At 44.2% G+C, this 19,704-nt stretch carries 17 protein-coding genes; 10 read left to right on the top strand and 7 right to left on the bottom strand.

What is annotated here, in order from left to right; genetic code table 11:
* The first annotated feature begins 25 nt into the window (after positions 1-25).
* Positions 26-4,669, top strand: a complete 4,644-nt coding sequence (locus tag ACQY73_RS05615) for a hypothetical protein (RefSeq protein ID WP_428662646.1) — start codon at positions 26-28, stop codon at positions 4,667-4,669.
* A gap of 208 nt (positions 4,670-4,877) precedes the next feature.
* Here the strand turns inward: ACQY73_RS05615 and ACQY73_RS05610 are convergent, their stop codons facing one another.
* From ACQY73_RS05610 to ACQY73_RS05600, 3 genes are all read right to left on the bottom strand, one after another.
* Positions 4,878-6,362 carry an NAD(P)H-hydrate dehydratase gene (locus ACQY73_RS05610; protein WP_428662643.1) on the bottom strand — a complete coding sequence of 495 codons (1,485 nt, stop codon included), beginning with the start codon at positions 6,360-6,362 and terminating at the stop codon, positions 4,878-4,880.
* Between the two features lie 93 nt (positions 6,363-6,455).
* Positions 6,456-8,393, bottom strand: a complete 1,938-nt coding sequence (locus tag ACQY73_RS05605) for a polysaccharide biosynthesis protein (RefSeq protein WP_428662640.1) — start codon at positions 8,391-8,393, stop codon at positions 6,456-6,458.
* 77 nt (positions 8,394-8,470) lie between these two features.
* Positions 8,471-9,403, bottom strand: coding sequence for a TIGR01777 family oxidoreductase (locus tag ACQY73_RS05600; RefSeq protein WP_428662637.1), 933 nt, complete (start codon positions 9,401-9,403; stop codon positions 8,471-8,473).
* Positions 9,404-9,912: 509 nt separating this feature from the next.
* Here ACQY73_RS05600 and uvrB point away from each other — a divergent pair.
* From uvrB to ACQY73_RS05585, 3 genes are all read left to right on the top strand, one after another.
* Positions 9,913-11,931 (top strand): excinuclease ABC subunit UvrB, encoded by a 2,019-nt coding sequence (gene uvrB, locus ACQY73_RS05595; protein ID WP_428662634.1) that lies wholly within the window; start codon positions 9,913-9,915, stop codon positions 11,929-11,931.
* 24 nt (positions 11,932-11,955) lie between these two features.
* The gene (locus tag ACQY73_RS05590) at positions 11,956-12,360 is read left to right on the top strand and encodes an acyl-CoA thioesterase (protein ID WP_428662631.1); all 405 of its coding nucleotides are present in this window, start codon (positions 11,956-11,958) and stop codon (positions 12,358-12,360) included.
* A gap of 71 nt (positions 12,361-12,431) precedes the next feature.
* On the top strand, positions 12,432-12,689 hold the full coding sequence (locus ACQY73_RS05585; protein WP_428662629.1) for a type II toxin-antitoxin system RelE family toxin: 258 nt from the start codon (positions 12,432-12,434) through the stop codon (positions 12,687-12,689).
* Here ACQY73_RS05585 and ACQY73_RS05580 read toward each other — a convergent pair.
* A complete protein-coding gene (locus ACQY73_RS05580; protein ID WP_428662626.1) occupies positions 12,686-12,877 on the bottom strand; it encodes a hypothetical protein in 192 nt (63 codons plus the stop codon). The two genes, ACQY73_RS05585 and ACQY73_RS05580, sit on opposite strands and share 4 nt — an antisense overlap.
* Before the next feature lie 49 nt (positions 12,878-12,926).
* Here ACQY73_RS05580 and arfB point away from each other — a divergent pair, with 49 nt between their 5' ends.
* On the top strand, positions 12,927-13,331 hold the full coding sequence (gene arfB / locus ACQY73_RS05575; RefSeq protein WP_428662623.1) for an alternative ribosome rescue aminoacyl-tRNA hydrolase ArfB: 405 nt from the start codon (positions 12,927-12,929) through the stop codon (positions 13,329-13,331).
* 78 nt (positions 13,332-13,409) lie between these two features.
* Here the strand turns inward: arfB and ACQY73_RS05570 are convergent, their stop codons facing one another.
* Both ACQY73_RS05570 and ACQY73_RS05565 read right to left on the bottom strand, forming a co-directional pair.
* The gene (locus ACQY73_RS05570) at positions 13,410-13,586 is read right to left on the bottom strand and encodes a hypothetical protein (RefSeq protein ID WP_428662620.1); all 177 of its coding nucleotides are present in this window, start codon (positions 13,584-13,586) and stop codon (positions 13,410-13,412) included.
* 85 nt (positions 13,587-13,671) lie between these two features.
* A complete protein-coding gene (locus ACQY73_RS05565) occupies positions 13,672-14,601 on the bottom strand; it encodes a VOC family protein (protein WP_428662617.1) in 930 nt (309 codons plus the stop codon).
* Positions 14,602-14,955: 354 nt separating this feature from the next.
* Between ACQY73_RS05565 and nadC the strand changes: the two genes are divergently transcribed.
* Positions 14,956-15,789 (top strand): carboxylating nicotinate-nucleotide diphosphorylase, encoded by an 834-nt coding sequence (nadC, locus tag ACQY73_RS05560; protein WP_428662615.1) that lies wholly within the window; start codon positions 14,956-14,958, stop codon positions 15,787-15,789.
* Between the two features lie 145 nt (positions 15,790-15,934).
* Here the strand turns inward: nadC and ACQY73_RS05555 are convergent, their stop codons facing one another.
* Positions 15,935-16,684: a hypothetical protein gene (locus tag ACQY73_RS05555; protein ID WP_428662613.1), complete on the bottom strand. Its 750-nt coding sequence runs from the start codon at positions 16,682-16,684 to the stop codon at positions 15,935-15,937.
* Between the two features lie 356 nt (positions 16,685-17,040).
* Between ACQY73_RS05555 and ACQY73_RS05550 the strand changes: the two genes are divergently transcribed.
* The 4 genes from ACQY73_RS05550 (at position 17,041) to ACQY73_RS05535 (ending at position 19,701) form a co-directional block, all read left to right on the top strand.
* Positions 17,041-17,469, top strand: coding sequence for a hypothetical protein (locus ACQY73_RS05550; protein WP_428662611.1), 429 nt, complete (start codon positions 17,041-17,043; stop codon positions 17,467-17,469).
* Between the two features lie 6 nt (positions 17,470-17,475).
* Positions 17,476-18,132 (top strand): hypothetical protein, encoded by a 657-nt coding sequence (locus ACQY73_RS05545; protein ID WP_428662608.1) that lies wholly within the window; start codon positions 17,476-17,478, stop codon positions 18,130-18,132.
* Between the two features lie 100 nt (positions 18,133-18,232).
* Positions 18,233-18,703 carry a hypothetical protein gene (locus tag ACQY73_RS05540; protein WP_428662606.1) on the top strand — a complete coding sequence of 157 codons (471 nt, stop codon included), beginning with the start codon at positions 18,233-18,235 and terminating at the stop codon, positions 18,701-18,703.
* Between the two features lie 167 nt (positions 18,704-18,870).
* Complete coding sequence (locus ACQY73_RS05535) at positions 18,871-19,701, top strand: sensor histidine kinase (protein WP_428662603.1); 831 nt, start codon at positions 18,871-18,873, stop codon at positions 19,699-19,701.
* Positions 19,702-19,704: the final 3 nt, after the last annotated feature.

Raw genomic sequence — 19,704 nt, 5'->3', positions numbered from 1 at the left:
GTATTCATTTAAAAATGTATGCCCTATGGCCTATTTTATGCTTTCCCCTACCTTAAAAGGCAAGAAAACAACACCTTTTAAACTATCACACTCACTCCTGCGCTGCCTGTTGGGAGTACTGTTTTTATCATTTTCTCATTTTGCTTTTGCCACGGATATAGGCGGGCGTATTTTTTGCGATAAAGACGGGGACAACGTCTATGACAGCGGAGAAGGATTAAGCGGTGTAACGGTGAAGGTATATCGCCAAAGTAATAATACATTGCTTGGAAGTCCTGTAACCAATTCAAGCGGTACCTACACTATGACGGCAAACTCTCTTTCGGGAGTCTCTGTCAGGGCTGAAGTAGTCTATAATGGCATCACGTATTATAGTACCGGAACAGCTTATACCTCTGCCCTGAACGTACAGGTTACGTGTGCCGCTTCCTGCGATTGTCCTGACAATGCGCTTATAAACGGAAGTTTCGAAGACGAAGTAACGGGTTGGACCGCCTCGGGAGGGAATTTTTACAATGGGACCGGCTATCAGATATGCGGAGCTAAAAATGCCTATTTAGAAGCAACAACATCGAATGCACGCTTTTATCAGAATGTCAACGTAACACCGGGAAGTGCGGTATCGCTTTCTTTCTGGGCCGGTACCCATGAGCCGTCATTAAGCCACTTTGTAAGACTTAAATTTTATACTTCTGCCGACGTCGTTATCGGTGGTAGTACCGTAGAAGTGGAAATTAATAAAGATGTGGATTCCGGGCCTTACCCGCGTACCCAATATTATACATTGAACGCCAATGCACCGGCAAATGCTTCGTATGTGCAGGTGGAAGGAACGGCCACGGGGGATTACATTAAGATCGACATGGCATGTTTGAAAATTACATGTCCGACCGTTACGGACGCAAATCCAATTGATACGAAGACGATATGTTCGGGTACAAATGTAACTTTCTCGGCAAAAACAACCGCTTTGTCACCCGTAACATTGGAGTGGGTACGGTTTGATGCATCAGTTGCCAACCCTTATACCGCAACCGGTAATGGAAAGACATCTTTGGGAGCATCGGCGATCAGTAGCGGTTCCGCTTCAAAAACATCGAATAATTTTCCGGCGGTTAACGGGCAGGTAAAATCCTATTATGTATATGCTCTTTTGAAGGGTGCCACATCGACTTGCCAACCTTTTGTAAGTTATAAAGTGGACGTGATAAAACCCTCTGTTTCAGCTACGGGAGGTATTGTAAACTGCGCCGCTCCGTCTCGGCAAATTACCGCAGTTGGCAGCATTACTCCAACTGCCGGCACCACTACGGCGTATAGTTGGGCCGGCCCTGCGGGGGCAACGTTTACGCCCAACAATACGGTAGCCAATCCAACAGTATCTGCTGCCGGAACGTACACAGTTACTTATTCCGTAACCAAAGCCGGAGTAACCTGTTCTGCAACCGATACGGCCAAAGTTACCTCCTATACCTCTACCCCAAATGCAGACGCAGGAACCAACAAAGTAGTGACCTGTACCACAACGAGCGTACAACTGAACGGAAGCAGCTCAACGGCAGGGGTTACCTATAAATGGACCGGGCCGGCCGGTGCGACGTTTACCCCAAGCAGTACCTCAGCAGTGCCAACGGTTTCGGTAGCAGGAACTTACATGCTGACGGTAACGGGTACAAATGGTTGTACCGCAACCGATGTTGTGGAAGTAACCGAGAATAAAACACCACCCAACGTAAATGCAGGACTTGATAAGGTATTGAATTGTGTCGCAACGAGCATTCAATTAAACGGCAGCAGCTCAACTGCCGGCGCAACCTTTAGTTGGTCCGGGCCCGGCGGTGCCACATTTACGCCTAATAACACCTCAGCAACTCCGGCAGTATCGGTGGTAGGTCAATACATTTTGACGGTTACCAATCCGGCCAATGGCTGTACCGCAAAAGACACAGTAGTGGTAACAGAGAACAAAACGCAACCTACTGTCGTCATAACCGGGGGAGAACTTACGTGTTCAACCTTAAATTTAGCCATCAATGCCAATGCATCGGCCGGCGTAACGTATGCATGGAGCGGCACGGGAATAAACGGGCAAACTTCTCAAAATGTCTCGGTATCCTCTGAAGGTATCTACACCGTAACAGTAACAAATACAGTAAGTAAATGTACGGCTACCGATACGGCGGTTGTGACCAAAGATGTGGCTCGTCCTACGGTGGCGGCTACGGGAGGTGCTATTACGTGTACCAATTCATCCGTATCTATCAATGCGCAGGCCGCTCCGCCGGGCGTAACATTTGCGTGGACGGGACCCGGCAATTTTACCGCAACTACTCCTTCAATTACCGCAACGCTGGTCGGTGTATACACCGTAACCGTCGTTAATCCGGATAATAACTGTACGGCCAGTGATACGGCAATTGTTATTGAAAATAAAGTAAAACCAACTGTAAATGCCAGCGCTGATAAAGTGTTGACCTGTGCCCAAACGAGCATTCAACTCAGCGGCAGCAGCTCAACTGCCGGGGCAGCCTTTAGCTGGGTCGGTCCTGTGGGTGCAGTATTTACTCCTAACGTAACTTCAGCCACACCAACTGTAACTGTAGCCGGAACGTATATTTTGACCGTTACGAATCCCGGCAATGGATGTATTGCAAAAGATACAGTGATAGTGACGGAAGATAAGAGCAAGCCAACGGTCACGATCGATGATGCGGTCTTAACGTGTCTGAAAACGAGTCTTGTCTTAACGGCGAATGGTTCTACGGGCGTAACGTATCTTTGGACCGGTGCCAATGCCAACGGAAAGACTACAAAGACCGTTACCGTCTCTGCCGCAGGGACGTATTCAGTGGTCGTTACCAAAACAGCCAATGGTTGTACCGTTTCTGATACCGCCGTTGTTACGGAAGATAAACAAAAACCAACCGTAAGTTTAAACCCGATTACGTTAACCTGCGCGTCGCCAAGTCAAACCTTGACGGCTGCTGTTACCGATGCCGGCGCAAATCCGGTTTACGCGTGGACTGTACCGCAGGGAGTTACCGCTCCGGGCAATGTTAAATCATTCGCTGTTACCAAAGAGGGAGTGTATACCGTCGTGGTTACTAACTCCGCCGGTGGATGTTTCGAAGATGCAAGCGTAACGGTGGAAGCTGATACTGCAAAAGTACTGATTTCATTAACTCCGATTACACTGACCTGTGCATCGCCAAGCCATGTTTTAAAGGCTTCGGTCATCAATGGCGGTGCCGATCCAACCTATGTGTGGACTGTACCGCAGGGAGTAACCGGCCCGGGAAATATAGATTCACTCGTTGTTACAAAGGCCGGAGTTTACAGCGTAGAAGTTACAAATTCGCTCAATGGTTGTAAAGATAATGCAAGTGTCACGGTGACGGCTGATACTGCAAAAGTAAGTGTAACGCTGAATCCCATTACGCTGACGTGCCAATCTCCCGGCCAAATCATGACTGCAACTGTAACAAAAGGCGGGGTTTCTCCTATTTATGTGTGGACGGTTCCGCAAGGTGCAACCAGTCCGGGCAATAGTGCAACGGCTACTGTCACCTTGCCGGGGTTGTACACGGTAGAAGTAACCAATGCGCTTAACGGTTGTAAAGCCACGGCAAGTGAAACGGTGAAATCCGATACCAACCGGGTAACCGTAACATTAAATTCTGTAAACATAACCTGCGCTGCACCGAGCCAAACTCTGACGGCGACTGTTAAAAATGGCGGTGCCAATCCTGTGTATGTGTGGACGGTTCCGCAAGGGGTGACCAATCCGGGCAATGTCGCAAGTTTTGCCATAAGTGTTGGCGGAACATACACCGTACAGGTAACCAATGCATTGAACGGATGCAAAGGTTCAGCCTTTGTGACCGTTGCGGCCGATACCTCTAAACCGATTCTGGAAATATCAGAACGCTCTTGTGCCATTGACTTGCAGTTCTACTCGGTAAAAGTGGTGTCAAACGGTACCGTTACGGCAGTGCCATATACCGTGACTGCCAATGGCGGCGGAGTGTTTACCGTCAGCGATATTCCGGCAGGGCAAAGTGTTTTAATTACAGCCACATCTGCCACGACCCAGTGTAAAACCACTCTTCAGGTAGCTGCTCCTGATTGTAGCTGTCCACCGATCAATCCGCCGATCGGTACCAGTCAAACGTATTGTGAAGGAGATACTTCAGCGGCCTTAACGGTAGTGGTTGGGGCAGGAGAAACCGCTGATTGGTACAGCGCCGCCACCGGCGGAACATTATTGGCTTCCGGAACTTTGTCATTCAAACCGGCAACGCCCGGCACGTATTATCCGGAAGCACGTAAAATTGACGGCCCAACCTGTTCGAGTTCGCGCATTGCATTAACCCTGACCATTGATCCGAAGCCTACGTTGGCAATAAGTCAGGCGCCAAAATGTGCGGCCAATGTTCAAAGTTACTCATTTACCGTAATTTCCAACGGCACCGTTACAAGTACGTTAGGACAGGTAGTGGATAATCAAAACGGTTCATTTACGGTAAGTAATGTGCCTGTTAACCAAGATGCTTTAGTAACGGCAACGTCAGATAAAACCTGTAAAGCTGAACTTACGATCAAAGCATCTGATTGCAGTTGCCCACCTTCGAAGTGTGTACCTTATACAGTGGTCATTAAGAAGAAATGAGTTTGGAATAGTCAGAGCGAACGTTTTTCAGGCTTTATAGGAAAAGTATTGCGTTTATGGCTGGACGGTCGGGTTGTGAGCAACCCTCCACACAGGGGTATACGTTTCGTGTGGAGGGTTGCTCACAACCCGACCGGTAGAACATCCGCTTATTTGTTCAAGAAAATTATCCTCAATCACTTAGTAAAACGAAATGGGTTGGTAAATTTTACCAACCCATTTCGTTTATAATATCTGAAGCAATGAGGGCGGGCTGAGTACATTTCTGCGCCGCGCGATCCCCCGCTTTGCCGTGTTGAAATACCCCAAAGACTGCAGCATCGGCCGGAGCCATTCCCTGCGCGAGCAAGCCCGTCAAAATTCCCGTCAGCACATCGCCGCTTCCGCCCGTTGCCATTCCGGGATTTCCGGTAGAATTGAAATGAACGGTACCATCCGGCAATGCTACGGCTGTATGAGCCCCCTTTAAGCAAACGATGAATTGGTGTTTTTGGGCAAAATCATGAAGCAAATTCAGTTTTTCAAAATCATCTTTCCATTTGTAATCCAATAACCGCTGAAACTCCTTAGGATGAGGCGTTAAGATGGAATTCTTTGGGACAGATTGCAGCAAATCAGGATGTTTACTTAATAAATTAAGCGCATCGGCATCCAAAACAACGGGAGACGTAAGTGATTTTAAAAGCCCCTGAAGCATTAAAAGTGTTTGTGGGTCTTGCCCCAAGCCCGGGCCGATTCCTATTGCTGAATATGGTTCAATATCGGGCACCGTAGTATTGACCATCCAATGCCAATCGGGAAGTACCATTGCCTCCGGTAAACTCGTTTGGAGAATATCATAACCGCAACGCGGGGCCTGCACGGTCAAAAGCCCTGCGCCTGAGCGCAGACATGCCTTGGCAGACAATACAATTGACCCCATTTTTCCATAACTGCCTCCAATTAATAAAGCATGACCGAAAGAGCCTTTATGGGAATATTTCTTTCGTGCTTTTGCAAACGGAAAAACCGTCGAAGGCGATGTGTAAAAATAAGGAGTCGGCGTTTGTGCCGCATATTCTTCCGAAAGCCCAATAGGAACAATGTCCCAATCTCCCACAAATTCACCGCATTGGGGTTGAAAAAAAGCTAATTTAGGTGATTGAAAAGAAACCGTAAATGCAGGTTTGATAATAATATCCTCAGGAGCATTGGGAGCATCGGTGAAAAGCCCGGCAGCGATGTCGACGGAAATGATGGTACCTGCTGAATTATTTAATCTTTGTATCACCTCTGCCATAAGTCCTGTTGCCGGACGGGAAAGCCCGGAGCCTAATAACGCCTCGATCACAAGAGCATTGGCAGAAACAGTTTGAATTTCAGGAACTGTATCAATCCAATGAACAGAAGTAAGGGAGTTCAGCCGATGCAAATTTTGGCTAAAATCGGCGCTTCCCCGTTCGGTATGTTTGACAATATACACTTGAACATTGTAGCATTTCTGAATCAATAAGCGAGCAATGGCTAATCCGTCGCCACCATTGTTGCCCATGCCGCAAAAAATCACCACAGGATGACGGTCATCAAAACGGGCACATAACCACTGAGTAAATGCCACGGAAGCGCGTTCCATCAGATCGACGGAAAGGATAGGTTCATGCGCAATGGTAAAAGCATCCCATGCACGTATCTGATCTACGGTGAAGACTTTCATACGGAATTAATTCAGCTTGTTGAAGCTAAAAGTAAGAATTAAGCGGAAGAACCATGAAAATTGACCGCGAAAAATCGCTTTCTCCGGTAATTTCTAACTGAATTCCAGCCCATCCAATTCTTCATACATTGAATTATTGCTGACGAATTCGGGGACAATTGCTTTTAAATGTGTGACCATTAAGGTCTTATCGCCTTCGCGCAGGGCTTTACGAAGATCCTGAAGGGAAGAAGTGATCTCGGTAAAAGGGGGAGAATATACCTGGGCAATCTGAATTTTCGGGTGATAGGTTGCCACGGTTCGTTCCTTATCGCTCAACAGTTCTTCGTACAGTTTCTCGCCGGGACGCAGGCCGGTATAGATGATCTGTATATCTTTTTCAAGGCGTAACCCCGAGAGTTTTATCATCTTTTGGGCCAGATCAGCAATTTTAACGGGTTCGCCCATATCAAAAACAAAGATCTCGCCGCCTTTTCCCATACTTCCCGCTTCCAATACCAATTGGCAGGCTTCGGGGATGGTCATAAAATAACGAATTACATCGGGGTGAGTCACCGTAATGGGGCCGCCTGCCTGAATTTGTTTTTGAAAAAGAGGAACAACGGAACCGTTGGAACCCAAGACATTCCCAAAACGGGTAGTGATAAATCGGGTATCGTTGGGAAAACGTTGGTTGAGGCTTTGAACGTACAACTCGGCCAGCCGTTTGGTGGCTCCCATAACGTTGGTAGGATTCACTGCTTTGTCGGTCGAGATCATCACAAACTTGTTAACGCCCATTTCAACGGCTAAGTCTGCCAGAATTTTTGTCCCGAAAACATTGACCTTGATAGCCTCGTAAGGATGATCCTCCATGAGCGGAACGTGCTTGTAAGCCGCCGCGTGAAAAACAAAATGGGGGAGGTATTGACTGAAAATATGCCTCATCCTGATCTCATCGGTAGCATCGGCTACTTTTACAATGACGCGTGTTCCGTCGCCTAAATATTTTTTAAATTGTTGTTTCAATTCATTGTCCAGATCATACAATCCCGATTCGGATTGATCGAGTAAGATCAATGTTTTGGGTTGAAAACAAATTAATTGACGAATGATCTCACTGCCGATAGAACCGGCGGCACCCGTTACCAATGCCACACTTCCCGCCAATTGACGACTGATGTTTTGGTTATCAATTTGAATGGGGTCGCGCTCAAGCAGGTCTTCAATGCGAATATTTCGTATTTCTTCGGTTTTTAATTCCTCATTGCCGAGTCGGTCATAGATGGAGGGAGCCACTTTGACGACGATATCCTTCTTTAAAAAACGCTCGATGATTTGATTTTTGCGATGAGGTTTAATGTCTTTTATGGCCAGAATGACTTCAATGTCTTCCGGGCTGCTGCCTTCAATAAACTGACTGACAGCTTCTGTTTCAGGATAGACAACCACTCCTTCGAGCGTCTTAAAACTTAAGGAAGGATTGTCATCAATGAACCCGAGAATATTGTATTTTTTATGGCGATTACGGAGTAAGGTGTTCTTAATTAAAATCCCTAACTCACCGGCACCGTAGATGAGTACATTTACTTTCTCTCCGGGGGCGTTGATAATGAGTATTTTATAGATATTTTTTACTAATAAACGACTGGCTGTCATCAGAAAAAGTGAGATGAAATACTCAATGCCAAGGATCGAAATAGGAATGTAAAACAGGTTATTGTCAGTAGAGCGGGATAAAGCGATGGAAAACACCAATGTCAGTACGCTGCTTGTCGAGATGGCTTTAAAAATAAGGGAGGTATCTTCGATGCTTGTATGTCGAACGATACCGGTATAGGATCGAAAAAAGAGAAAGAAAATGATTCTGTTGACCAACAGGACCAAGAGATGATATTTATAAAGCGGCCAATTGACCTCAGATACTTTGAGATTGAATCGTAGGGTACATGCAATTACAAAGGAGACAATGACTACGACTATATCAATGGCTAATATCAAATGTCGTGATACAAAACGGTTGGAATATTTAGTCAATAAATGCTCAATCATTGTGTCTGGAACTACAATTGCACGGGAAATAGGGTAACATTGATTTGTCAAAGTTAAAAAAACATTTCAAAACAGCACTACGAATCATGGCCTTTTTGGGATTTAAGTAAATCCTGCAATGCCTCTGAGACGGATTTGAACGAGTACGTAAAGTTTGTTGCCTTGGCAATCCGATGATTGACCACAAAATTACTGCCTAATACCGTGTCTGCCAATTGCCCAAAAACCAATCGTAATGCAAAAGAAGGTACATTAGGAAGCCATAAGGGCTTTTTCAGTATGCCTGCTATTTGACGTGTTAATTCTTCGTTTGTTACCGGCGTCGGTGCTACTGCGTTATAGATCCCGCTCCATTTCTCGTTTTCAAGCGCCTCAATATACATAGCACATAAGTCTTCAATATGAATCCACGAAAGCCATTGCTTGCCGCTGCCGAGTGGTGAACCTACTCCCCACCGAATAGGCATTGCAATTTTGGGAAGCGCTCCTCCTTCCATACTCAGCACCACACCCGTGCGCAACTTTGTTGTTCTGATGCCAACGTTGTGAATAAGTTCGGAGGCATTCTCCCAGGAACGGGTTACATGGGCTAAAAAGTCGGTTCCTGACCGCGTTTCTTCCGTTAGCTTGGTATCTCCTGTATTGGCCCCGTAAAACCCAATGCCCGAGGAAGATACAAAGGCTTTTAATTTATAAGGTCGTCCCTGCAAATGTCTGGCAATGAGCTCAATGCTTTGCGTACGGCTTGTAATGATCTCCTGTTTTCGTTCGTTGGTCCATCGCCCGTCTGCAATTCCGGCACCGGCAAGATGGATAAGATAATCAGCTTTTGCGAGGGCTTCTTCCTCAATGATTCCTTTGGCAACGTCCCATGTATAGACCTTAACATTGGGAATATTTTTTTTCTTACGGCTAAGGTAGGAGACTTCATACCCTTTTTCCAATAAAAGTGCGGTAAGGCGTGTTCCTATCATACCCGTGCCTCCCGTAATTAGAACTGTTTTTGACATTTTTTGTCTTTATTACCTCTGTTGAAAAAGAATACATGTATATAACTAAATATAAGGCCAAAAAGTGGTGATTCTTAGAAAAAAATAGTGCCTTGACGGAAAATTAAGCCATTTTTATAACTGGTACCCGGATAGCAAAAACCGATAAAAAGCATAGATTTCTTTGGAATAAAGGCAACACAACCTCGACCGATGAAAAAATACTTTTGGGCTTTAAATGCCAAATTTCATTGAAATGCTACCTGAAACGGTATTCTATTGATGATTGTCAGACGTTTGTAGGAGTGGCTAAAATTTAATCAAACATATAATTTGCTTAAATTTTCGATGGATTTCACAGTTTGGCATAGTAGTTGTATTATCACTTGCATAATATAATAGAGTAGGGTAATTTGGCATTAGCCTCACTTCTTTGAAGTGAGGCCATGTTTTTTTATAGGAGGCAGTAATTGGAACGAACTTTTAAAACAGGTTCATTTGTTGTCAATTATGGACTTAACAGCCTTCTTATGTCATTCAAACTAACTTCTGAATATCAACCAACGGGAGACCAACCCCAGGCAATTGCCCAATTAGTAGAAGGAATACGCGAGGGAGAACGTGCTCAAACGCTTTTAGGAGTGACGGGTTCGGGCAAAACCTTTACGGTTGCCAATGTAGTGGCGCAACTGGATCGGCCTACCTTGGTGTTGAGCCATAACAAAACCCTTGCAGCTCAGCTGTACGGAGAGTTCAAGCAGTTTTTTCCGGAAAATGCCGTGGAGTACTTTATTAGTTATTATGACTATTATCAGCCTGAGGCGTATATTTCCACCACAAACACGTACATTGAAAAGGACATGGCCATCAACCAGGAGATCGACAAGTTACGTCTTTCAACGGTTTCTTCGTTGATGTCGGGACGGCGTGATGTGTTGGTTGTGGCGTCGGTTTCCTGTATTTACGGTGCGGGTAATCCCGAAGAATATCGAAAAAGTATTCTGCGGGTAAGTGTGGGTGACACCATCAGTCGGAATCAGTTTTTATTTCGATTGGTTGAGATTCTTTACAGTCGTTCCGAGGCCGAGTTTTCGAGAGGTAATTTTCGAGTAAAAGGTGATACCGTTGATATTTACCCCAGTTATGCAGATTTTGCGTATCGGGTCATTTTTTTTGGTGACGAAATAGAAGAAGTGCAACGCATAAAACCTGATAATGGAAAGAAAATCTCGTCCGAAAAAATGGTGGCAATTTTCCCCGCCAACTTATTTGTAACGGGGCGAGATGTGTTGCTCAATGCCATTAATGAAATACAGGATGACTTGGTGGCGCAGATCCGTTATTTTGAATTGGACGGCAGACACATGGAAGCGCAACGGATTCGGGAGCGAACCGAGTTTGACATGGAAATGATGCGAGAACTTGGGTATTGTTCAGGGATTGAGAATTACTCACGTTACTTTGATCGTCGCAAGCCCGGCGAACGCCCTTTTTGTTTGATCGATTATTTTCCGGATGATTTCCTGCTTGTCGTGGATGAAAGCCACGTGACCATGCCTCAGATCAGGGCCATGTGGGGTGGAGACCGTTCGCGCAAGGAATCATTGGTTGATTTTGGCTTTCGCCTGCCAAGTGCTTTGGACAATCGCCCGCTTACCTTTCAGGAGTTTGAAGAATTGGCCGGACAATCGGTTTTTGTCAGTGCAACACCCGCCGATTATGAATTGCGCCGAACAGATGGCGTGGTAGTAGAACAGATCATTCGTCCAACGGGATTGCTTGATCCTGAGATCGAAGTACGACCAAGCATCAATCAGATCGATGACTTGCTTGAAGAAATAGATAAACGTATCAAGCGTCAGGAACGTGTGCTTGTAACGACGCTCACCAAACGGATGGCTGAAGAACTCAGCAAGTATTTAGAACGGGTAGGCATCAAAGGGCGCTATATTCACTCGGATGTCAAAACCCTCGACCGGGTTGAGATATTGCGGGATCTTCGACTGGGAGCGTTTGATGTGTTGGTGGGTGTAAACCTCCTGCGCGAAGGGCTTGACTTGCCTGAGGTGTCATTGGTGGCCATCATGGATGCCGACAAAGAAGGATTTTTGCGTGATATTCGTTCGTTGATCCAAACCATTGGTCGCGCGGCAAGGAATGAAAACGGCAAAGTGTTGATGTATGCCGACCGAATGACGGGTTCCATGCAGAAAGCCATTGATGAAACGAACCGTCGCCGGGCCATTCAAATGGAATACAATGAAGAACACGGCATCACCCCGAAAACGATCTTTAAGAGTCGGGAAGCTATCATGGAGCAGACATCTGTGGCAGATTCTAAAGGCGGCAGTAAGCGCTACTATGTAGAACCGGAAGATATTCGCATTGCCGCCGACCCTGTTATTCAGTATTTGGGTAAACCTGAGATTGAGAAACTTATCGCCGAAACGCAGCGTAAAATGGAAACTGCGGCCAAAGAACTTAACTTTCTGGAAGCGGCGCGTTATCGTGATGAAATGTTGCAGTTAAGAGAAAAACTGAAAGGATAGAAAACAGATCGAACAAAGCTGAAAATGTCACTCAACTCCGCTTATTCTCATACGATTGTTGTTTCAGAAAGGGACATTGATGAACTCAATCACGTCAATAACGCGGTATATCTTCAATATGTGCAGGAAGTAGCCACGGCTCACTGGCAACATGCGGCCTCAGAGCAACTGCTGAATGAAGTGATTTGGATGGTTCGACGCCATGAAATAGATTATCTGCGGCAGGCGGTGATGGGCGATACGCTCCACATCAAAACATGGGTGGGTCAATACACCGCCGCCACGTGGGACAGGCATTACGAGATATATCGGGCCTTGGATAATCAACTGTTGGTCAAAGCCAAGAGCGTTTGGGTGCCCCTCGACCGCCAAACGCATCGTATTAAGCGTATTGAAGGTGCGCTTTTGGAATGTTTTTTAGGAGAATAAATAGTGAAATGCATTCATTGAATTTGCACCCCTGCAATTTCTTTAAGAACTTTCGGCAAATCTAAGCAGGTATGCCGAAATATGAAGTTGAAATTACCCAATATGCAGAAAGGCAATTCAGAAAAATTGATCGTCAACATTGGAATAGCCTGCGTCAGGCTATTAAGTTATTGGGAGAAGAACCCAGACCTTTTGGATATAAAAAGTTAAAGGGAAGAGAGGCGTATCGGATTCGAATGGGTGATTATCGCGTGATTTACGAGATCTTTGATAAAAAACTTGTTGTGCAGGTAATAGAAATCGGACACCGCCGCGAAATATATGATTAAGGAGTTTCTAGTTCCTTGATAAAACTCTCAAAGGTTCTTTTTTGACCCGCATTTTTTTTAGCACGGTCATATGCTTTGATTTCTTCCAATTCCTCTAATTCAAGCATTAATTTTTGATATTGTTTCATGGTTAAAAAAACACCCGTTTTTTTTCCCTTATCGTCTGTAACAAATTGTACACTGCTCATAATGTATTCTTATTTTAGACAAAGATAAGTAGAGTTAGCACATAAAAATATGATTAATCCTGAAATTCTCCATCCCGAACTTCAATTTCAAACCGCTCGCAGTGGCGGGAAAGGCGGGCAAAATGTAAATAAAGTAGAAACAAAAGTAGAGTTGCGCTTTGATGTGGCCAATTCGGCGCTGTTGTCGGAAGAAGAAAAAGCGATCTTGCTCGAAAAACTCACCAATAAACTTACTAACGAAGGAATATTAGTGCTGTATCACCAAACCGAACGGTCGCAATTGGCGAATAAAGACAAGGTGATTGAAAAATTTAACGCCCTGATCAAAAAGAGTTTTGAAAAACCAAAGCCTCGGAAGGCCTCAAAACCAACGGCAGCCTCCAAAGAAAAACGTTTGCAAACCAAGCAACGAGATGCGGAAGTAAAAGCCATGAGGCGGAAAATAACGGAATGAGTCTGTCAATGGCAATTGGACGCGTATAGCTGAAAGAAAGTCACAAATTCTCCAAAAAAGCCATTGACAGCTTTTTTATTAGCTCTTGTTGCCGCCGCCAAACATTTTAAAGGCTCCGACAATGACCAGAACTATTACCAACAGAACTACAAAAACGCCGACATTAAATCCGGCTTTGAAAATTCCGGCAATGGCATCGCAGGATGACAATCCAAAAACGGATGCGAGCACTACTAAAAGGTTTATTTTTTTCATGAAAAAGATGGTTGATATTGATTTATTCGATTACGGTGTTCTCTAAGCAATTCTAAGTCCCGGCCTTCATTGCTGCCTTCTGAAATTAAGCCAATAGCTCCAGAATTTCCCCGACAGGACCTTGAAACACCACTGCCTCCGGTTCCGGATTTCCCCGAATAGGAAGGCCAACCTCACTCAATATCTCCCAGTTTGCTTCCTGAAGTTTATAACGGAGCATTGACAGATCCTGTCCCTGCCAACAGGCAGAAGCGACGCCCGTTTTTAAGAAATCACATGGATATGTTTGAAAAGTATCTCCTGCATAATCAGAATAAATATGCTGTTCGAGTCCGACACTGTGCGTATCATAGCCCATAAGGCACATCTCAAAGCCCGCCTCGGCCGGCGCACCCAATAAAGTGGTTTTGCCTAATGGCCTGATCCGAAAATCGTTGATAGGAACCGAACCAAGTACTTCAGCATACATAGATTGTAACTCGTGCGTAGTCACCGAAATAACGGCGGTACTGGGAGCGTTGATTCCTTCGCAGCGTTCCACACAATCATTGGTTTCGGTGACAAATAACTGTTCACCCGAAGGTCCAATAAAAGCTACACTTTTTACGGCACTATTGGTCTGGTTTCCAAAGGATTCAAAGTCGAATTCGCCCGGAGAGGCAATGGCCCCGAATCGCGCGCGTAATACTTTCCAATACGCTCGTTCAACATCTGCCGTGCAGGCTTCCATCACCGCAAGGCCATTGTCCCACGGATGAGCGCCGATACGATTGGGTAATGCTCCAATGTTACTTGTTTCGATCAGGCGCACGACAGAACCTTCATCGTAACCCAGCAAAGCATATTTGCCCAGGTGCCGTCCAAAGGTATTTTTTTGGATATGGGTTAATTCGCCACGCTCAATGATTCTGTAACCCAACGCTTCGGTATAAAATCGAATACTTTGCGCCCAGCTGTTGGTAATGACAGATACCGCCTGCAATGCCCCCACAATATGTGGTTTTTGAGAATTCATGGGTTACAATTTTGGAGTTTGATTATAATAATTCTAAAAAAACTACGCCAAAGAGTTGGAATTATGGGGATTGTAATAAGTTTTATTTATTTAAGAAAAAAAATAACTTTATTGAGTTTAACAAACATCAATGCTCCAATCGGTTAGAAGAGATTTTTTATCAATAATTTTCAGGAACCTAAAATTCGGAAAATTGTCCGAAAATAAACAGGGAATTATTTTGCCCATTTTTGCCCGATTGGTGTAGAAAAAAATGGACATTTTTAATAAGGAATAATTTCACAGGAGCAGACGAAAAGTAGATAGATCGTTGGAATGGTTTGGGGTATCGTAAACAAAAACCTATCTTGCGGCATGGATATTCGTGATTACATTCGTTTAGCAATTTCGGAAGATGTTGGTGACGGCGACCACACATCTCTTTCTACCATCCCTCGTGATGCCGAACGCCGTGCCCGATTGCTTGTCAAAGAAGATGGCATCGCAGCAGGTGTTGACGTTGCCAAAATTATTTTTGAAGAGGTTGATCCACTGTTGAATGTAGAGATTCTGATTGAAGATGGGCAAGCCATTAAAAAAGGCGACATTGTATTGACCGTGAGCGGTGATGCACAGGCAATTTTAAAAGCTGAGCGCTTGGTACTCAACACGATGCAACGCATGAGCGGTATTGCAACTTATACGCGTTCGTTGGTAAATCTGTTGGAAGGACTGCCGACAAAACTGCTTGATACCCGTAAAACAACCCCTAATTTTCGGATTTTTGAGAAGATGGCCGTACGGATCGGAGGCGCGGTAAATCACCGTTATGCATTATACGATATGATCTTGATCAAAGATAATCACGTAGATTATGCCGGTGGAATTGAAGCGGCCATTACGCAGGCCAATGAATATCTGCGTCGTACAGGACGGAAATTGCAGATTGAAATTGAAGTAAGAAGCCTTGCCGAATTGGACGAAGCTTTGCGGGTTGGACAAATTCAACGCGTAATGCTTGATAATTTCAGCTTGGAAAACCTGCGCACAGCGGTGGAAAGAGTAGGAGGGAAGTATCCTACTGAAGCCTCCGGTGGTATTCGTGAAGATACAATTCGTGCGGTAGCAGAAACGGGTGTAGATTACATATCGTGCGGTGCGCTTACGCACCAGATAAAAAGCCTTGACTTGAGTTTGAAAGCGTATTGACCTCAATCCATGCCCCTAAATCATAAAAGTGAATGGCTTTAAATCAACGGATTTAAGGCCATTCGCTTTTATGATTACTAAGTACTGAGCGGAGTTGAAAATTTTTTCGTAACAGATTGAAATTTAATGAGTTATGTAAAAAAGGTCAACGATTGATTGGAAAGCTAAGACCGACATACCACATTTTTGAGCGCAAACGAAAGCGACGATTATCTGCCACAAGCATATTGTCGGTTTTGTATTCACTCACTGCAAATAGGTAACTTACTTTAATGGCAACACGTTCTGTAAAGCGTAAACGGGCAAACAATTCAGAATTTAGGGTGCCTTTAACATGATCACCGGGAAGCTCAACACTGAGGCCGGTAGGGCGTGCTGCCTGATTTGTTTTGTGGAGATTCAAGGAGTCTACTTTACTGAAACCTGTAGAGCCCAGATAAAAACCGGAACGGCGTGTTCCGAAAGCAAGCCCCAAAATATCTGCGTTTGCTCCAATATCAAGTCTGTTAAACAGGGAAATCTGCGCTCCAACGTTTAAATTAAAAGAAGTAATAGCCGTTCGTATCTGAAGTGTATCTATATTTTTTAAGATTGCAGGAGCATTAACAGCTAATCCGGTCTTGCCCTTAGTAAGATCAGAAGGCGCTGTGGTGTAATCTAATGTATTGGTTCTCAGATGAGAACCTCGAATTCCCCAGCCTACTTGAAAGATTCCTTTGCGGTCTATTTTTAAATATTGATTGTAAAGAAACCCAATGCTCCATGCTTTTTCCTTCCATGCCGCGCCTATATCAACCCCTGTTCGAATGGGGTTGAATAATTGGGCGTAAGAGGAAGGGGTGAGAAATGTGAATAGAAAACATACCAATAGGGTAAAAAGTGCTTTATTGTTCATTATTTGGGTTATTTTAGCATTAGTTGCAAAGGTCTTCGGTACAAATGAACACGCTTATCAGCAAATGCCAAATATCTTCAAGTAATTTTTTGATAAAAAAATAAAAAAGCCGGAGGCAGCTGCCTCCGGCTTTTTCTTCCTAACCTAACCTATGAGAAAAAATCTTGCACCATTGAGATGCTGATTCAACCAAACCCGATACAAATGTCGTGCCTGCGAATGGAATATTTTAGCGTAGAAATACGTGTTTTTCAAAAAAGGTAAATTTACTTTCTACAATTATTCAACGGTTTGCTTATCCACGCTTGCTTTCTTAGCTTGCAACATTGTTCAACCCTTTTTAATCCTTCACCACAATGCAAAGTGAGTTTAAGTCCCGCTTACCTAAGAATGCAGGAAGTTTTTTTTCAAAAGCCGAAATAGATAAGTATCGCGCCGAATTTAAAAGAGCTCATCAGCCACTGCCTTATGAACCAAAAGATCCGGAGCAAAACAGACAGGGAGAATACTTCAGCCGTGAGATACTGGAACAACTCCTGGCTACCGACTGCGATGGCATACGTATTTATTACGGTGTGGCTCCTGAAACCGGCGGCGAAATCCACCCTGAAGGAAAAACCATGATGCGTCGCCTGTTTCTGGTTCCTGTAAAAATTGATGAAAAAGGCGACGGAAAAGATTTTCAGTTCAAACCCATCAAAAAAGCGTCGGGCGAGAAAGACGGCGATGGCGGGAAAGGCGGAGCAGGAGGAGGATTGCCATGCCCCGGATTTTGTAATCCATAAGATTTTATGATTGCTTCATTTCTGGCATATTTTGCCGATTTAAGTATAATTATGCCGACTGTTTTTGGAATAGTCAGGAGGAGTTATTTTCAAACGAACATTTATAAGTTAATAGGCTTTTATGTATTCTTAACTTTGCTGAGAAATATTGCTACTCTTATAATGAATCAAATGGGAGTATATAATATTTACATCTATAACTGGCATAATCTACTGGAATTTATTCTGATTGCTATCATTTATAAACTTGTTATTAAGAACAGCAATTTTAAATTTTTAGCAGTTGGGGGCATTTTGGTTGTTATATGTACGGCTTTTCTGGATTATAATACGCTTATTAATATCAGAACAAGGGATTTTAATCAGTTTTCTTACAATGTTTCAGGCTTTATAGCGATTGTATTTATTCTTTTTTATTTGTACCAACTTCTAAAAAGCCTTAATGTACCGAATTTAACCAGCTATCCTTTGTTTTGGTTTAGTGCCGGTGCATTATTTTACTATGCCGGCACTATTTTTTCATATATTTTTATCGAAATAACTTTTAACAGTACGATAGAGTTAAGGCAACAATATTGGATGATTGATGCCATACTATCAATTGTTTTCAGTATTTTTCTTTGTTTTTCCATTTGGTATATGAAACCTGCTAAAACTATTTAATATTTTTGCTATACTAAAAGGCGTGGTATGAAATATTTGATACATTATTTTTATATATTGTATCAAATATTTTACCCTTTACTTAAAACAATTCTCATTTATGAAAAAAATTCTTATTGCCTTTAGCCTCGCGGCTTTTGTTTTTGCCTGCCAAAAAGACCGCGAAGGAAATGTTGACCCCCAAAAAACAGTATTAACTGCCCAAGAAAAGAATGCTGCGGCTAGAATGACCGCCGAAGAGCAACGCGTAGCGGCGAGCCTTGGGGGTATTATTCCTTTTAAGGAAGCAAAAGTCCGAATGGCATCTTTTCAAAAAAACAGCCCTGATGAAATCAAAGGCGTGGCATTTGGAAAAGATGTTATTGAAAAACTCATGGACCAAAAAGGAGTGGTAGGTTTGCGATTTTATTTTGCCAAGGATAAGGACGGCAAAAATTCACTGGTATTTGTGGGCATTGACAAAGACGGAAAAGACATTCCCGTTGCCGCCACCAATGCCCGTACGAGCGAAGATGGCGATGGTGGAGCGGGAGGAGATCCCATGCCTTGCCCGGGATTTTGTAACCCTTAAGCATGTTTCAATGCTCGTAGGGTGTAAAAACGCACCGACGTTTTTGTGCCATTTTCTTATACCGAGCCATTTGCTCGGTTTTTTTATGCCGTTAACTAAAAAAATAAAGCACCGCGAGTTTTTCTGCGTATTTTTGAGTGGGTCATATACAGTCATTCAGCCCGGTTATGGAATCTCCCTATGTCATTATTATCGGGACGGGCATCATGCTTATTATGGCAATGTTCATTGTATTGTTTGTGATGTATTATCAGCGCAAACAGATTGAACAGAAAATGCGTGTCAAAGACATGGAAGCTGAATTTCAACGCAAGCTTCTGGAGGTTTCTATGGCCTCAACTGAGGCTGAACGTCGACGAATTGCTCAGGATCTGCACGATGACATTGGTGCTTTGTTGTCGGTTACAAAGTTGACATTCAATGCGTTGTATGGACAATTAGGTTCCAAGGAACAGGCTGAGCGATTGGCCCAACAAGTACGGGAAGCTATGGATGAAACCATCAGCCACGTACGGCGGATCAGCCGAGAACTGGTGCCTACAACATTGGAGCGTTTCGGACTTCCGGCGGCATTGCAGGAGTTTGCGGCAAAAAGCAACAGCAGTAATGCGGTTCGTATCACGTTTGGATACTCGGGCGATGAAAATACCCGCCTGGAACCGAAGGTAGAATTGATGTTGTATCGGGTAGCGCAGGAACTCATCAATAATGCGCTCAAGCACTCGGGAGGCACCAACGTTCATGTACAATTGTCGCTTCCCCCCCAAACGTTTGGATTAGTGGTTGAAGACAACGGGCTTGGGTTTAAGTTGGAAGAGGTACAATCCCGCCCTTCGCCCGGACTGGGTCTGGACAGCATTGAGGGGCGATTGCGTATTATCAGTGGAAAGATACAGTATGAAACTGCTCCTCACAAAGGGTGCCGTGCAGTAGTGGAACTGAAGCAGTTGGTTTTGTTTGATAAGACAAAAAAAACAGATCTCGAAAAAATAAAATAGCTT

It is taken from the genome of Runella sp., assembly GCF_965279615.1.
GTDB lineage: Bacteria > Bacteroidota > Bacteroidia > Cytophagales > Spirosomataceae > Runella.
The sequence above is the reverse complement of the archived record's forward strand: the minus strand, read 5'-3'. Positions and strand labels throughout refer to the sequence as shown.

What these genes read in the sequence shown, in the direction of transcription:
- ACQY73_RS05615 (WP_428662646.1), top strand. Translation starts at nt 26, where the DNA reads ATGGCCTATTTTATGCTTTCCCCTACCTTAAAAGGCAAGAAAACAACA.
- ACQY73_RS05610 (WP_428662643.1), bottom strand. Translation starts at nt 6,362, where the DNA reads ATGAAAGTCTTCACCGTAGATCAGATACGTGCATGGGATGCTTTTACC.
- ACQY73_RS05605 (WP_428662640.1), bottom strand. Translation starts at nt 8,393, where the DNA reads ATGATTGAGCATTTATTGACTAAATATTCCAACCGTTTTGTATCACGA.
- ACQY73_RS05600 (WP_428662637.1), bottom strand. Translation starts at nt 9,403, where the DNA reads ATGTCAAAAACAGTTCTAATTACGGGAGGCACGGGTATGATAGGAACA.
- uvrB (WP_428662634.1), top strand. Translation starts at nt 9,913, where the DNA reads ATGTCATTCAAACTAACTTCTGAATATCAACCAACGGGAGACCAACCC.
- ACQY73_RS05590 (WP_428662631.1), top strand. Translation starts at nt 11,956, where the DNA reads ATGTCACTCAACTCCGCTTATTCTCATACGATTGTTGTTTCAGAAAGG.
- ACQY73_RS05585 (WP_428662629.1), top strand. Translation starts at nt 12,432, where the DNA reads ATGCCGAAATATGAAGTTGAAATTACCCAATATGCAGAAAGGCAATTC.
- ACQY73_RS05580 (WP_428662626.1), bottom strand. Translation starts at nt 12,877, where the DNA reads ATGAGCAGTGTACAATTTGTTACAGACGATAAGGGAAAAAAAACGGGT.
- arfB (WP_428662623.1), top strand. Translation starts at nt 12,927, where the DNA reads ATGATTAATCCTGAAATTCTCCATCCCGAACTTCAATTTCAAACCGCT.
- ACQY73_RS05570 (WP_428662620.1), bottom strand. Translation starts at nt 13,586, where the DNA reads ATGAAAAAAATAAACCTTTTAGTAGTGCTCGCATCCGTTTTTGGATTG.
- ACQY73_RS05565 (WP_428662617.1), bottom strand. Translation starts at nt 14,601, where the DNA reads ATGAATTCTCAAAAACCACATATTGTGGGGGCATTGCAGGCGGTATCT.
- nadC (WP_428662615.1), top strand. Translation starts at nt 14,956, where the DNA reads ATGGATATTCGTGATTACATTCGTTTAGCAATTTCGGAAGATGTTGGT.
- ACQY73_RS05555 (WP_428662613.1), bottom strand. Translation starts at nt 16,684, where the DNA reads ATGAACAATAAAGCACTTTTTACCCTATTGGTATGTTTTCTATTCACA.
- ACQY73_RS05550 (WP_428662611.1), top strand. Translation starts at nt 17,041, where the DNA reads ATGCAAAGTGAGTTTAAGTCCCGCTTACCTAAGAATGCAGGAAGTTTT.
- ACQY73_RS05545 (WP_428662608.1), top strand. Translation starts at nt 17,476, where the DNA reads ATGATTGCTTCATTTCTGGCATATTTTGCCGATTTAAGTATAATTATG.
- ACQY73_RS05540 (WP_428662606.1), top strand. Translation starts at nt 18,233, where the DNA reads ATGAAAAAAATTCTTATTGCCTTTAGCCTCGCGGCTTTTGTTTTTGCC.
- ACQY73_RS05535 (WP_428662603.1), top strand. Translation starts at nt 18,871, where the DNA reads ATGGAATCTCCCTATGTCATTATTATCGGGACGGGCATCATGCTTATT.